We start from the raw sequence: 13,790 nt of genomic DNA, 5'->3' as shown, positions 1-13,790 counted from the left end.
CCCGAGGGCGCCCTTCTTCATTGCGGCAGATCAAACCGGCATCATGCCTTGCCCGGCACCACGGCCTGGCGGTAGTTGTCGACCATCTTGTAGCGCCTTGCATACAGGCCGAAGGCCAGCATGGCGACGGCGGCAAAGGCGGCGAAGAAGAACATCTGGAAGGCCGTCACGCTGATGCCGCTTTCGGCGATCTTGCCGATCACGCCTTCGTTCATGACGCTGCGGTTGACGATCAGCACCCACAGGTTGCCCACCGTGGTCGACAGATTCCAGAAGCTCATGATGGCGCCTTTCATCGAGACGGGCGCCTGGCTGTACGCAAACTCCAGTCCTGTCGCCGAGACCAGCACTTCGCCGAACGTCAGCAAGGCGTACGGCAGGATCTGCCACATGATGGAGACGGCGTTGCCGCTGTCGAGGGCCAGCTGCAAGAGGCCGATGACGATCCATGCCAGCGAAGAAAAGCCGATACCGGCCGTCATGCGGCGCAGGGCCGTCGCTTCCAGGCCGAAGCGGTTCAGCATCGGGTACAGCACCAGGTTGTTGAACGGGATCAGCAGCATCACCAGCATCGGGTTCAGCGCCTGCATCTGCGCCGGCAGGAACCAGCTTGGTTTTTCCATGGTGTTCGCCTGCACGATCCAGGTCGAGGCCTTCTGGTCGAACAGCGAGAAGAAGGGCGTGACGAGGGCGAAGATGACGAGGATGCGCAACACGGCGCGCACGCCTTCGACGGCTTCGTCGGGGTGGATGCCGCGCGCGCGTTCCAGCTGCATGGCCGTGCCGATGCTGCCGAAGGCCAGCAGCAATACCAGCGCCGTACACGCTGAAATCACGAAGCCCCATTCGGGAATGCTGTAGAACGCATACAGGGTGCCGACCACGCCGACGTAGGCGACATACAGGCCGGGACGCGAACCGCCATCGACGCGCGCCAGCAGGGCCGTGCGGGCGACGCGGGTGAACGAATCGGGGTTCGGCGGCGCCGGTGGCACGTGCACGTACTTCTTGGCGCCCATCCAGAAGACGACGGTGGCGGCCAGCATCATCAGGCCGGGGATGCCGAAGGCGATCGAGGGACCGAAGTCGCGCAGGAACATCGGCATCAGCAGCGAGGCGAAGAAGGAGCCGAAGTTGATGATCCAGTAGAACAGGTCGAACACCAGCTTGGCCTTGTGCTTGTTGGTCTGGTCGAACTGGTCGCCGACAAACGAGGCCACCAGCGGCTTGATGCCGCCGGAACCGAAGGCGATCAGGAACAGGCCGAAATAGAAGCCGTTGACGCTGTTTTCAAACAGGGCCAGGCAGGCATGGCCGGCGCAATACACAAGGCTGAGCCAGAAGATGGTGTTGTACTTGCCAAAGAAGCGGTCGGCCAGCCAGCCGCCTAGCAGCGGGAAGAAGTACACGCCGATGACGAAGGTATGGAAGACGTGCTTGGCTTCGCCCGTGCGCTGGTCGATCGGGATCATCAGCAGCAAGGTGCTGATGAGGAATGGCGTCAGGATGTTGCGCATGCCATAAAAGCTGAAGCGTTCGCAGCCTTCGTTGGCGATGATGTACGGTATTTGCCGGGGCATCTTGCCCGTGGCGGTTTGTGTCTCGGCCGATGACATTGGCTCTCCCCCAAGTTTTTTTTGTAAGCCGCGATGCTAAGGCCTGCCGCGTTTGCTTGCAACAGAAAAAACGGCCTCTGCGCTATTTCGCAGGGATTTGTAAGGTATTGATTTTCATAAAGACATTACTTTCGGCACTTGCGCTTGCACTTGCACTGGCACTGGCACTGGCACTGGCACTGGCACTGGCACTGGCACTGGCACTGGCACGAGCGGGGCGAGGCAGCAACAGTTGCAGTTGCAGCATGCCATCCGATGCGGGGCCATCTGCCAGGGTAAAGCCGCAGCCCAGGTACAGGGTCAATGCCGCGTGGTTGTCCTGCGCCACGGCCAGGCGAACGCGGGCCAGCTCGGGAATGGCGCAGGCATGGTCGATGGCGGCCTGCACCAGCTGCCGCCCCGTGCCGCGTCCACGCGCCTGCGGCGCCACATACACGCCCCACAGGCTGGCCTTGTCATGCACGACGGCGATCGGTTCGCGGCGCAGGCCGGCAATGGCGATCAATTGTTCTTCGTTGAAAGCGCCAAATATTATTTGGTGTGAGGTGGCGCGCAAGCGCTGGGCGATCTGTGCCAGCGGCAAGCCGCTTTCCGCTGTGTGCGTGGTGCAGAAGGCGGCGGGCAGTTCGGCGATGCCGGCCAGGCGCAGCGCGCGGTAGGCGCTGGCGTCGTCTGGTATCAGGGGGCGGGCAGAGGTGGCGGGCATGTGGGCGAGTATCGCGCTTCGATGCCAGAAAGTAAACCTTGCCGTCCACCGCCGCCATCCTTAAGATCTGCCGCATGAGACCTGTACCGAACCCTTCCCCTGATATGTCCGCTGGCGCGGCTCTGACCCCGGCGCGCGAACGCGCGATGCTGTGGCTGCTTGCGCTGACGCAATTTACCGTCATCATGGATTTTATGGTGATGATGCCGCTGGCGCCCCAGCTGATGCAGGCATTCGGTATTGGCCCGGCCGCCGTTTCCGGCGCCGTCTCGGCGTATGCCTGGTGCGCGGGCGTGTCCGGCTTGCTGGCGGCCACGTATATCGACTGCTTCGACCGCAAGAAGCTGCTCTTGACCATGTTTTTCCTGTTTACCGTCTCGAATCTGGCTTGCGCGCTGGCGCCGAATTTTCATGTGCTGCTGTGGTCGCGCGCCTTTGCGGGGCTGACGGGCGGCGTGCTGGGTGCCATCGTCATGGCCATCATCGGCGACGTGATTCCCGCCGAGCGGCGCGGCGCGGCCACCGGCGTCGTCATGACCTCGTTTGCCATGGCGGCCGTGGGTGGCGTGCCCATCGGCGTGGTGCTGGCCGCGCACTTTGGCTGGGCCTCGCCGTTTTTCCTGCTGGTCGTGCTGTCGCTGCTGGTCTGGCTGGGTGCGGCGCGCGTGCTGCCCTCGCTGAAGGCGCACTTGGGCGCGGCCCCCACGCCGCTGCGCCAGGTGCTGCCGAAGCTGCTGGCGCTGTTCCGGGAGCGGCGCCACCTGGAAGCGTTTGCCTTGTCTATTGTCAATATGACGGCGGGCATGCTGGTGATTCCCTTCATTTCGCCCGTGCTGGTGGGCAATATGGGGCTGGCGCCGGCCGACGTCACCTGGGTGTATCTGGCGGGCGGCTGCGCCACGATCTTCACGGCGCGCCTGATCGGCCGCTGGGCGGACCGGTCCGGCAAGCAGCAGGTGTATCGCTGGGTAGCCCTGTTGTCGATCGCGCCGCTGCTGTTCATGACGCACTTGCCCCAGCTACCGTTGCTGGGGCTGATGCTGGCGTTTCCCTTTTTTATGGCCCTCGTCTCGGGGCGCACGATACCGCTGCAGGCGCTCTTGACGACGATACCGGAACCGCACAAGCGCGGTGCGTTTCTGAGTGCCAATTCGGCCCTGCAAAGCCTGGGCAGCGGCCTGGGCGCCTGGCTGGGCGGCTTGAACCTGCAGACAGACGCGGCCGGGCATATCAGCGGCTATGGCTGGAATGGCTGGCTGGCGGCGGGCTTGTCTCTGTGGACGGTGTGGTGGGTGGCGCGTGTGCGCGGCGCGGCGCCGCAAGGGGCGCCGGCGTAGGGGCAATTACTGGGTGGCGATGCGCTGCATGGGCGCGTTGTCCTTGCGCCATTGTTCCAGACTCAGCAGGTCGCCTGTGACGATGTCGTCGACGAGGATGCGCTTGCCATCGGGCGACACGACAAAGCTTTCCCAGCGGTGGGCCGCGTCCGGCGTGTTTTCGAAAAAGCTCAGCTGATAGCAGGCGACGCCATCGACCAGGCGCGTTTCCGGCGACGTTTCCATCACGGCGCCGTGCGCGCGGCCGCCGGTAGCCTTTTCGATATGCGCCGACCATGCCTTGATTTCCGGCAAAGCCATCAGCGCATCGACGGCGCGCGCGTTCTGCTCTTGCGCCGGGCTGCTCGCGGCGGGGGTATTGCCAGCGTGCGGCGCGGACTGCTGGTGCAGGTAAAAAGCGACTAGCCCGGCGGCCAGCAAGCCGGCCAGGATGCCGGCGATGATGGTGGTTTTGGATGAAGAGGCGCGTGGCGACATGATGGTGGCATGAGAAAGAAGGACGATGGCGGCCATGCTAAAGCAAAATGCGCAGGCCGGCAATCGCCGGGCTTGCCAAACGGGTTTGTCCAATCAATAGGCGAAAAAAAGAGCTACCTTCCGTAGAAGATAGCTCTCGTGGCTGCCGGGCAGGGCAGGCAGCTTTTGCTCTGCCTGTCCTGACCCTGCATAGGCATCCCGCGCGCCGTCGGCGCGGGGATGCCGGGGTTACATCATGCCGTCCATGCCGCCCATGCCGCCCATGCCACCCATGCCGCCGCCCATGCCGCCGCCTGCTTTGTCGTCAGCGATTTCGCAGACCATGCAGTCGGTTGTCAGCATCAGCGAAGCGATCGAAGCGGCGTTTTGCAGCGCCGAACGGGTCACTTTGGCTGGGTCCAGAACGCCCATTTCCACCATGTCGCCATACGTGCCGTTGGCAGCGTTGTAGCCGTAGTTGCCCGTGCCAGCCAGTACGGCTGCCACGACGACCGAAGCTTCTTCGCCAGCGTTTTGCACGATCATGCGCAGTGGCTCTTCCATTGCGCGCAGAACGATCTTGATACCGGCATCTTGATCAGGATTGTCGCCCTTGACCGTGATGTTGGCGCGTGCACGCAGCAGGGCTACGCCACCGCCAGGAACGATGCCTTCTTCCACGGCAGCGCGGGTAGCGTGCAGTGCATCTTCAACGCGGGCTTTTTTCTCTTTCATTTCGACTTCGGTGGCTGCGCCAACCTTGATCACGGCAACGCCGCCAGCCAGTTTGGCTACGCGCTCTTGCAGTTTTTCACGGTCGTAGTCGGAGGTCGCTTCTTCGATCTGTACACGCACTTGTTTCACGCGTGCTTCGATCGAGGCAGCTTCGCCGGCGCCATCGATGACGATGGTGTTTTCCTTGCCCACTTCGATGCGTTTCGCTTGGCCCAGTTCGGCCAGGGTCACTTTTTCCAGGGTCAGGCCGACTTCTTCAGCGATCACTTGGCCGCCGGTCAGGACAGCGATGTCTTCCAGCATGGCTTTGCGGCGGTCGCCGAAGCCAGGTGCTTTCACTGCGCAAGTTTTCAGGATGCCGCGGATGTTGTTCACAACCAGGGTCGCCAGAGCTTCGCCTTCGATGTCTTCTGCGATGATCAGCAGTGGACGGCCAGCTTTTGCGACTTGTTCCAGTACCGGCAGCAGGTCACGGATATTCGAGATTTTCTTGTCGCACAGCAGGACGAATGGGCTGTCCAGGACGGCAACTTGTTTCTCTGGGTTGTTGATGAAGTATGGCGACAGGTAGCCGCGGTCGAACTGCATGCCTTCAACGATGTCCAGCTCGTCGTTCAGCGACTTGCCGTCTTCCACGGTGATGACGCCTTCTTTGCCGACTTTTTCCATCGCTTCAGCGATACGCTCGCCGATCGAGTAGTCCGAGTTCGCCGAGATCGCGCCAACTTGGGCGATTTCTTTGGTCGTGGTGCAAGGACGGGCGATTTTCGCCAGTTCTTCGACGGTCGCAGCAACTGCTTTGTCGATACCGCGCTTCAGGTCCATCGGGTTCATGCCGGCGGCAACGAACTTCATGCCTTCGCGCACGATGGCTTGTGCCAGCACGGTGGCGGTGGTGGTGCCGTCGCCGGCGTTGTCGCTGGTGCGGGAAGCAACTTCCTTGACCATTTGCGCGCCCATGTTCATGAGCTTGTCTTTGAGTTCAACTTCTTTCGCTACCGACACACCATCCTTGGTGACGGTAGGGGCGCCGAACGAGCGCTCCAGTACGACGTTGCGGCCTTTCGGGCCCAGCGTTACTTTGACTGCGTTGGCGAGGATATTGACGCCTTCGACCATCTTGGCGCGCGCTGCGTCGCCGAATACTACTTCTTTAGCTGCCATGTTCAATTCTCCTGAGTTTCGGGATGTATCTGTCTACAACGTGGAAACAATTACTTGACGACGATCGCCATGATGTCTTCTTCGCGCATGACCAGCAGCTCATCGCCGTCAACTTTGACGGTTTGGCCGGCGTACTTGCCGAACAGGACGCGGTCGCCCACTTTGACATCCAGAGGACGGACTTTGCCGTCGTCGAGAATCTTGCCATTGCCTACGGCAAGGACTTCGCCTTGATCCGGTTTTTCAGCAGCTGCATCAGGAATGATGAGGCCGGACGCAGTTTTGGTTTCCTGGTCGAGGCGTTTGACGATGACGCGATCGTTCAATGGGCGCAGATTCATACAAAACTCCTTAAAGTTCAATGGATAAGTGTTGCTAAATGAATACATGTCCGGCACAGCGCCAGACGTGCTTTCAGTGACCGCCGTTGAAAGCAGCCCGCAACGGTCAAGCAAACCCCATGGCATCCTGTCCTTGCCTGTCTCCGGCAGTGGTGCATCGCGGCGTCGCCCGCCGCGTAGCGTTCCCTGCAGTGGTCTGGCAAGCACCATCAGTCCTGAGGATTGCTACGAAAGAGTTTGTTAGCACTCTCTACTAACGAGTGCTAATTATAGGGACGGTATGGGTCAACTTCAAGGGCTTATTCAAGAGGAACATATACATACATGATAAGCAGAGCCTGCATCTACACAGGGTTTGCGCTGGCGCAAGCCAACTTCCCGGGCGTCAGCAACAGCAGCGACTCTAGCATGCCGCCTGGATGGGGGGCGTTCCTGTACGCGCAGGAAACAGAGTTTCACTATGGAATTTGATAAGATGATTGCAATTGCATATCAATATCGCCACTTGCTCCAGAAAGAACACCATGCCATTTCCTGTTTCCCATCCCGTCCTGCGCTTGCTGGGCGCCACCCTCATCGGCCTCGCCTGCCTGGGCAATGCCGCCGCGCAAGCGCCCACCATCGTCGACGAGATCACCGTGGCGACCTTGAGCCCGCTGGAAAAGGAGATGTTGCTCAACGACCTGTTCAACGACCTCAACAAGGACGATGACGACCAGGAGGCGCACGTGTGGGACAACGGCGGCGACAGCGGCGTGCTGGTGAAAGTCAGGTATAACTTCAGCAACTCCGGCATGACAGAGCACAGCCTGAAGGCGCACGTCTGCCGCGACCTGAGATTCGTCGTCACGGCCGGTGACAAGTCGCAGGACCTGAGCCGGCGCACCTGTACGCAGAACAGCGGCAAGTGGGACGTGCAGGGCAAGGAACCGGCGCCCGTCGTGTATCCGCCTTTCCTGTCCGACGTGACCATCGCCAGGCTGAATGCCAAGGAACAGAAAGCACTGCTGACGGCTGCCGTGCGCACCTTGAAAGATGAAGAGGATGGCAAGAGCCGTGAATGGAGCAACAAGGGCTTGGGCAATGCGGCGCCGCTGGCAGTGCGCCTGACGCCCTCGCGGACGGACGCCAAACCTGGCAGCTACCGCCGTACTTGCCGCGACTTGACGATGGTGCTTGACGGCAAGGGCGGACAACAGACGTTGGTGCGCCGCTCCTGCGAAAACCGCTATGGCGGACTCGATATCGAAGCCGATTACGTCGACGAGTAAAACGCTGCCATCGCGGCGCTGGCAGATGCGCGCACTTGGCGAAAAGCGCCGGAAAAAGCCTGTATTGTCCGCCAACTGCCCTGCATTGATGTAAATATGTGTGACAGCGGCGTGATTCGATTGACGCCCATGGAGCGTCCGCCCTATAGTGGCGGGATGATTTCCGAATTCAACGAATTATCCGACAAAATAGGCCTGCTGGCCGAAATGACCCATGCGCTGCGCCGTGAAAACGCGCAACTGCGCAAGGACAATGCCGCGCTGGCCGCCGAGAACGCCCTGTATGTGCAACGCATGCGCGAGGCGCAGGAGCGGGTGGAAGCGTTGCTGGAAAAAATTCCCGAACTGGTGCAAGCCGGCCTGGAGCAAGCCGCTTCGGAAGCGGGCGCCTATATTGCCGAGAACGAGAAGGAAGCGTAATGCCGCGTGTCGATGTCAATATCATGGGCCAGTCCTACAGCATGGTGTGCCGCGACGGCGAAGAGCGCGCGCTGCGCGAAGCGGCGATCTATCTCGATAGCAAAATGAAAGCCATCCGCGACGCGGGCAAGGTCAAGGGCAACGACCGCATCGCCGTGCTGGCCGCCCTGGGCGTGGCCGCAGAATTCCTCTCCGTGAAGTCGCCGCAAGGTCCGCTGTCGGAACTGACGATACTGGAAGTGAAGCAGAAAATCTCGGCCATGCATACCGTCCTGGATAGCGCATTGACGCCCCAGGAAAACCTTTTTTAAACACCGAACCAAACCTGCTGCGCGTCGCGACTTGCGGCCTGCGATGCTCTCTGCCTCGGCGGCCCCGTGCTCGCACAGTTGCGCTTCTCGACCACAATTCACTTCCGCTCGCTACGGTTTTGTTTGGTGTTATTAATTGGATTTTAAGCGGACACGGTACGATTTGTCTTTGCGATGCGCGACCAAAGGAGTAAACTTGGGTCTACCCTGCGGTGTTCGCGATTGCCATATATTCCTTGAACCATTTATGCGCATCGGTTGCGAATTTTGTTTGATGGGAGTGAGCGTCGCTCGTTCGACGAACCCGAAATTGAACTAACGTGACCACCTTGAACCGTTTGGTTCGGGATGCCGGCATAGCGGCACAGGCGGGGCCCAATTTGCAGTACATTGGTAGTACAACTGAAAACGGTTGCCGCATCATGCGCAACCGTTTTTTTTACGCCTGTCGCTTTCACACGGAGTCTAGATGAAACAATATTGGCTGATGAAATCCGAACCCGATGAAGTGAGCATCGACGACCTGATGGCCGCGCCGCAGCACACCATGCCGTGGTTTGGCGTGCGCAATTATCAGGCGCGCAACTTCATGCGCGATGGCATGCGGCCGGGCGATGGCGTGCTGTTTTATCATTCCAGCTGCCCGCAGCCGGGCGTGGCGGGCGTGGCCGAAGTGGCCAGCGGCGCGTATCCCGATCACAGCCAGTTTGAAGAGGGCGGAAAATATTTCGATGGCAAGGCCACGCTTGAACAGCCGCGCTGGATCAGCGTCGACGTGCGCGGCCTGAAGAAGACGGCGCTGCTGCCCCTGTCCGAGATGCGCCAGATGCCGGAGCTGGAAGACATGCTGCTGTTGAAGAAGGGCAGCCGTTTGTCCATCACGCCCGTGACGCCGGCGCAATGGACAGTGATTACAAGCAGGTTGAAGGCATAGGGAGGCCGATCAGGCGTCCGCCACGCGGGCCTTGGTGGGCGGCGTGCCCATCACCTGGCTTTTGTATGCCCACACCAGCAGCGCGATGGCGCCGACGATCATCGGCAGCGACAGCATCTGGCCCGACGTGATCGGCACGCCCAGCCACACGACTTCCCAGTCCGGCGTGCGGAAGTATTCCGTAAAGAAACGCGCGCAGCCGTACAGCAGGGTGAACATGGCACCGACGGCCATGCGCGGGCGCTGCTTGCGCGCATACAGCCACAAGATGATGAACACCAAAATGCCGTCAACCAGCATCTGGTAGAGCGGCGACGGGTGCACGGGATACGGAATGCCCGGCCACTGCATGGCCCACGGCAGGCTTTCCGGCGCGATGCGGCCCGGCAGTTCGGCATTGATGAAGTTGCCCAGGCGACCGGCCGCATAACCGAGCGGCACCAGCGGGGCGATGAAGTCGAGCACGTCGAACAGGTTGCGGCCCGCCTTGCGGCTCCACAGATACATGGCCAGGATGACGCCGAGGAAGCCGCCATGGAAGGACATGCCGCCATGCCACACCATGAAGATTTCGAGCGGATTGTGCATGAAGTAGGCGGGGCGGTAGAACAGCACTTCGCCCAGGCGCCCGCCGATCACCACGCCCAGCATGCCGTAGAACAGCATGTCATCGAGGTCTTCCTTCTTCCAGCCCAGCACGGCGATATGCGGCTGTTTGATGCGCACGCGGCCCAGGATAATGAACAGGGCGAAGGCCAGCACGTACATCAGGCCGTACCAGTGCACGGCGAGCGGGCCGATTTGTATGGCTATCGGGTCGGGCATCGGATGGTTCAGCATGGGTTTCTTTCTTTGTTTAAAGCGAAGGTTGCGTAGTATGGGGGCGCTTGCGGTTTTTTGCCTTAGCGGCCACTTAATTTAAGGGGCAGTCGCGCTGATCTGCTTGCGCAGCAGCGCCAGGAAACCCTGCAGCACGGTGGAGGGATTGTCGCGGCGCCAGGCCAGGCCCGTTTCCACCAGGGGCGTGGCGTCCTGCAGCGGTCTGTATTCTACGCCCGGGCGCATCAGATTCGATACCGATTGTGGCACAAGCGCGATACCCATGCCAGCCGAGACGAGGCTGACGATGGTTTGCATCTGGATCGCTTCCTGGCCGATCTGCGGCGTGATGCCGGCCGCCCGGAACACGCCCAGTATCGCGTCGTGCAGGGCGGGCGATATCGCGCGCGGGAAGATGATCAAAGGCAGGGGCGGCAAGTCGCGCAGGCGCACGGGGTCCGGTGTATTCAAGATGTCGAGGCCGGACGGCGCGGCCAGCACCAGCGGTTCGGCCAGCACGGGCAGGTAATCGAGCTCTCCTTTCGCCTTTTCGGGCAGGGGCGGGATCAACAGGCCCGCATCCGTGCGCCCGGCCAGCAATTCATCGAGCTGCAAGTCGGAGGTGGCTTCCTGCAACTGGATCTGCACTTGCGGATAGGCCGTCTGATAAGCACGCAGCAGGGGCGGCAGCACGCTGTAGTCGGCCGAGGAAACAAACGCCAGGCTCAAGCGTCCCGCCTCGCCCTGCGCGGCGCGCCGTACCAGCGCGGGCAAATCCTGCGCCTGCGCCAGCAGCCGGCGCGCCTCGGGCAGCAGGGCGCTGCCTGCCGGCGTCAGCTGCACTTCGCGGCGCGTGCGCACGAACAGGGGCGCGCCCAGCAATTCTTCCAGGGCCATGATGGTTTGTGACAGGGGCGGCTGCGTCATGTGCAGGCGCGTGGCGGCGCGGCCGAAGTGCAATTCCTCGGCGACGGTGACAAAGTAGCGCAGCTGGCGCAGCTCAAGATTCATATGTGTTTCCATGCGGATTGATTGCTGTGATATGCAAATCGACTCACAGACACGTGCATCATATATTTGACAGTGGGGCGCGCGCAAGGCAATCTGGCGTACCCCCACTGCATGCAGGGTTTTGTTGAAAATCCGCGCAGTCAGGCATTATTCATTTCTCGGAAGGTCCCCATCATGCCGCAATACCGCTCCCGCACCACCACCCACGGCCGCAACATGGCTGGCGCCCGCGCCCTGTGGCGCGCCACCGGCATGAAGGATGGCGACTTCGACAAGCCGATCATCGCCGTCGTCAACTCGTTCACCCAGTTCGTACCCGGCCACGTGCACCTGAAAGACCTGGGGCAGATGGTGGCGCGCGAAATCGAGGCGGCCGGCGGCGTGGCCAAGGAATTCAATACCATCGCTGTCGATGACGGCATCGCCATGGGCCACGGCGGCATGCTGTATTCGCTGCCCTCGCGCGACCTGATCGCCGACTCCGTCGAATACATGGTTAACGCCCACTGCGCCGACGCCATGGTCTGCATCTCGAACTGCGACAAGATCACGCCGGGCATGCTGATGGCCGCCATGCGCATCAACATCCCCGTCGTGTTTATTTCCGGCGGGCCGATGGAAGCGGGCAAGGTCGTCAAGGTGGTCAACGGCACGCAGAAGATCATCAAGCTGGACCTGGTCGACGCCATGATCAAGGCGGGCGACAGCAGCGTGTCCGACGCCGACGTGGCGGAAATCGAACGTTCGGCCTGTCCGACCTGCGGTTCCTGCTCCGGCATGTTTACAGCCAACTCGATGAATTGCCTGACCGAGGCGCTGGGCCTGGCCTTGCCCGGCAACGGCACGATTCTGGCCACGCACTCGGACCGCCAGCAGCTGTTCCTGCGCGCGGGTCGTTTGATCGTGGAATTGGCCAAGCGCCATTACGAGCAGGATGACTACTCGGTGCTGCCGCGCTCCATCGCCACCAAGGCCGCGTTCGAGAACGCCATGGCGCTCGACGTCTCCATGGGCGGCTCGACCAACACCGTGCTGCACTTGCTGGCCGCCGCGCACGAGGCGGAAGTGGAATTCACCATGGCCGACATCGACCGCATTTCGCGCAAGGTACCGTGCCTGTGCAAGGTCGCGCCGATGACGGACAAATACCATATCGAAGACGTGCACCGCGCGGGCGGCATCGTGGGCATCCTGGGCGAACTGGCGCGCGCGGGTCTCTTGAACACGACCTTGCCGACCATCCACGCGACTACCCTGGCCGACGCCATCGCGCAAAACGACATCATGTGCACGGACAATCCGGCCGTGCATGAACTGTTCCGCGCCGCCCCGGGCGGCGTGCCGACGCAGACGGCGTTCTCGCAGTCGGAACGCTTTGCGGCCGTCGACAAGGACCGCGCCACCGGCTGCATCCGCGACAAGGCTCACGCGTATTCGCAGGATGGCGGCCTGGCCGTCCTGTATGGCAACCTGGCCGAAAAGGGCTGCATTGTCAAGACGGCCGGCGTGGATGAAAGCATTTTGAAATTTTCGGGCAAGGCGCGCGTGTTTGAAAGCCAGGACGCGGCCGTCGCTGCCATCCTGGAAGACACCGTGCATGAAGGCGACGTCGTCATCATCCGCTACGAAGGCCCGAAAGGCGGCCCCGGCATGCAGGAAATGCTGTATCCGACCTCGTACATCAAATCGAAGGGCCTGGGCAAGGCGTGCGCGCTGTTCACGGACGGGCGCTTTTCGGGCGGCTCCTCGGGCCTGGTGATCGGCCATGCGTCGCCGGAAGCGGCCGAAGGGGGGGCCATCGGCCTGGTGGAAGAGGGAGACTTCATCGACATCGACATCCCCGAGCGCAGCATCAACCTGCGCGTGACGGATGCCGAGCTGGCCGCGCGCCGCGCCGCCATGGAAGCGAAGGGCGATTGCGCCTGGCTGCCCGTCAACCGCGAGCGCTACGTATCGCAGGCGCTGCAGGCGTATGCGGCCCTGACGACGTCGGCCGACCGCGGCGCCGTGCGCGACCTGTCGCAGCTGAAAAGGCAGAAACGCTGATTTGTTGTATATGTGCGACGGCCGACCCCGTTTGACCGTGCGGGGCCGCTTGTCGTTACATCGCCTTACAAACAACGTGGTCATGGGCGCGCAGATGGGGCAGAATATGAATGCCTCCTGACTATATTGCGTTACTACATTGAAACGCTTGATCTGGGCTCGTGGTGCATCTGCGGAAACACAGTAAAATGCCGCAGGAAGTAACTTTGGAGAAAAGACAATGAAACGTTTTATGTTGGTGAGTGTATTGACCGTATCGGCTTTGGCATCGCAAGCAGCGTTGGCCAATCCGGACCTGGCGAAAGCAAAAAACTGCATGGCTTGCCACGCGGTGAGCACAAAACTGGTGGGTCCTGCGTATAAAGACGTGGCGGCGAAGTATGCCGGCCAAAAAGACGCGGAAGCCAAGCTCGTGGCGAAAGTCATGAAGGGCGGTTCCGGCACCTGGGGCGCGATCCCGATGCCAGCCAATCCGCAAGTGAGCGATGCGGAAGCCCGCACCCTGGTTAAATGGGTACTGGCACAGAAATAATCTGTGCCGCAGCACCTGTAATCAGCGCGCCGGCAATCCCGGCGCGTTTTTTTTGCCTGTGGCGTTGACATTGCCCATGCCTTTCAGGGCG

Annotated in this window: 14 protein-coding genes and 1 other RNA gene; 8 read left to right on the top strand and 7 right to left on the bottom strand. The window is 61.4% G+C overall.

What is annotated here, in order from left to right; genetic code table 11:
- Positions 1–41 precede the first annotated feature (41 nt).
- Positions 42–1,616: a POT-type proton-dependent oligopeptide transporter gene (locus tag ACQ4WL_RS04735; protein ID WP_436508419.1), complete on the bottom strand. Its 1,575-nt coding sequence runs from the start codon at positions 1,614–1,616 to the stop codon at positions 42–44.
- Positions 1,617–1,698: 82 nt separating this feature from the next.
- A complete protein-coding gene (locus ACQ4WL_RS04730; protein WP_436508418.1) occupies positions 1,699–2,322 on the bottom strand; it encodes a GNAT family N-acetyltransferase in 624 nt (207 codons plus the stop codon).
- Positions 2,323–2,396: 74 nt separating this feature from the next.
- On the opposite strand from ACQ4WL_RS04730, the gene ACQ4WL_RS04725 reads away from it, so the two are divergent.
- A complete protein-coding gene (locus ACQ4WL_RS04725) occupies positions 2,397–3,659 on the top strand; it encodes an MFS transporter (protein WP_436508417.1) in 1,263 nt (420 codons plus the stop codon).
- Positions 3,660–3,665: 6 nt separating this feature from the next.
- Here the strand turns inward: ACQ4WL_RS04725 and ACQ4WL_RS04720 are convergent, their stop codons facing one another.
- The 3 genes from ACQ4WL_RS04720 to groES form a co-directional block, all read right to left on the bottom strand.
- Complete coding sequence (locus ACQ4WL_RS04720; RefSeq protein WP_436508415.1) at positions 3,666–4,172, bottom strand: hypothetical protein; 507 nt, start codon at positions 4,170–4,172, stop codon at positions 3,666–3,668.
- Positions 4,173–4,364: 192 nt separating this feature from the next.
- A complete protein-coding gene (gene groL, locus ACQ4WL_RS04715) occupies positions 4,365–6,014 on the bottom strand; it encodes a chaperonin GroEL (RefSeq protein ID WP_010400981.1) in 1,650 nt (549 codons plus the stop codon).
- A gap of 50 nt (positions 6,015–6,064) precedes the next feature.
- On the bottom strand, positions 6,065–6,355 hold the full coding sequence (gene groES, locus ACQ4WL_RS04710) for a co-chaperone GroES (protein WP_010400979.1): 291 nt from the start codon (positions 6,353–6,355) through the stop codon (positions 6,065–6,067).
- A gap of 524 nt (positions 6,356–6,879) precedes the next feature.
- On the opposite strand from groES, the gene ACQ4WL_RS04705 reads away from it, so the two are divergent.
- The 5 genes from ACQ4WL_RS04705 (at position 6,880) to ACQ4WL_RS04685 (ending at position 9,291) form a co-directional block, all read left to right on the top strand.
- Positions 6,880–7,626 carry a hypothetical protein gene (locus ACQ4WL_RS04705; protein ID WP_436508413.1) on the top strand — a complete coding sequence of 249 codons (747 nt, stop codon included), beginning with the start codon at positions 6,880–6,882 and terminating at the stop codon, positions 7,624–7,626.
- A gap of 129 nt (positions 7,627–7,755) precedes the next feature.
- Entirely contained in the window at positions 7,756–8,046 is a 291-nt protein-coding gene (locus tag ACQ4WL_RS04700; RefSeq protein WP_306594795.1) for a DUF904 domain-containing protein, read from the top strand.
- Positions 8,046–8,357, top strand: a complete 312-nt coding sequence (locus ACQ4WL_RS04695; protein WP_034747344.1) for a cell division protein ZapA — start codon at positions 8,046–8,048, stop codon at positions 8,355–8,357. Before ACQ4WL_RS04700 ends, ACQ4WL_RS04695 begins: the two co-directional genes overlap by 1 nt.
- Positions 8,358–8,558: 201 nt before the next feature.
- Positions 8,559–8,736: non-coding RNA, 6S RNA (gene ssrS / locus ACQ4WL_RS04690), on the top strand.
- A gap of 90 nt (positions 8,737–8,826) precedes the next feature.
- The gene (locus ACQ4WL_RS04685; RefSeq protein ID WP_436508412.1) at positions 8,827–9,291 is read left to right on the top strand and encodes an EVE domain-containing protein; all 465 of its coding nucleotides are present in this window, start codon (positions 8,827–8,829) and stop codon (positions 9,289–9,291) included.
- Positions 9,292–9,300: 9 nt separating this feature from the next.
- Here the strand turns inward: ACQ4WL_RS04685 and lgt are convergent, their stop codons facing one another.
- Positions 9,301–10,131: a prolipoprotein diacylglyceryl transferase gene (gene lgt, locus ACQ4WL_RS04680; protein ID WP_436508411.1), complete on the bottom strand. Its 831-nt coding sequence runs from the start codon at positions 10,129–10,131 to the stop codon at positions 9,301–9,303.
- 78 nt (positions 10,132–10,209) lie between these two features.
- Positions 10,210–11,121: a LysR family transcriptional regulator gene (locus tag ACQ4WL_RS04675; protein ID WP_436508410.1), complete on the bottom strand. Its 912-nt coding sequence runs from the start codon at positions 11,119–11,121 to the stop codon at positions 10,210–10,212.
- Positions 11,122–11,295: 174 nt separating this feature from the next.
- Between ACQ4WL_RS04675 and ilvD the strand changes: the two genes are divergently transcribed.
- Positions 11,296–13,167 (top strand): dihydroxy-acid dehydratase, encoded by a 1,872-nt coding sequence (gene ilvD, locus ACQ4WL_RS04670; protein WP_436508408.1) that lies wholly within the window; start codon positions 11,296–11,298, stop codon positions 13,165–13,167.
- Positions 13,168–13,387: 220 nt separating this feature from the next.
- Positions 13,388–13,699, top strand: coding sequence for a c-type cytochrome (locus tag ACQ4WL_RS04665; protein WP_099762392.1), 312 nt, complete (start codon positions 13,388–13,390; stop codon positions 13,697–13,699).
- The last annotated feature ends 91 nt before the right edge of the window (positions 13,700–13,790 follow it).

The sequence above is a fragment of the Janthinobacterium kochi genome, from assembly GCF_051380715.1.
Lineage (GTDB): Bacteria > Pseudomonadota > Gammaproteobacteria > Burkholderiales > Burkholderiaceae_D > Janthinobacterium.
Note: the sequence above shows the minus strand (reverse complement) of the source record. Positions and strands in the feature narration are given on the sequence as shown.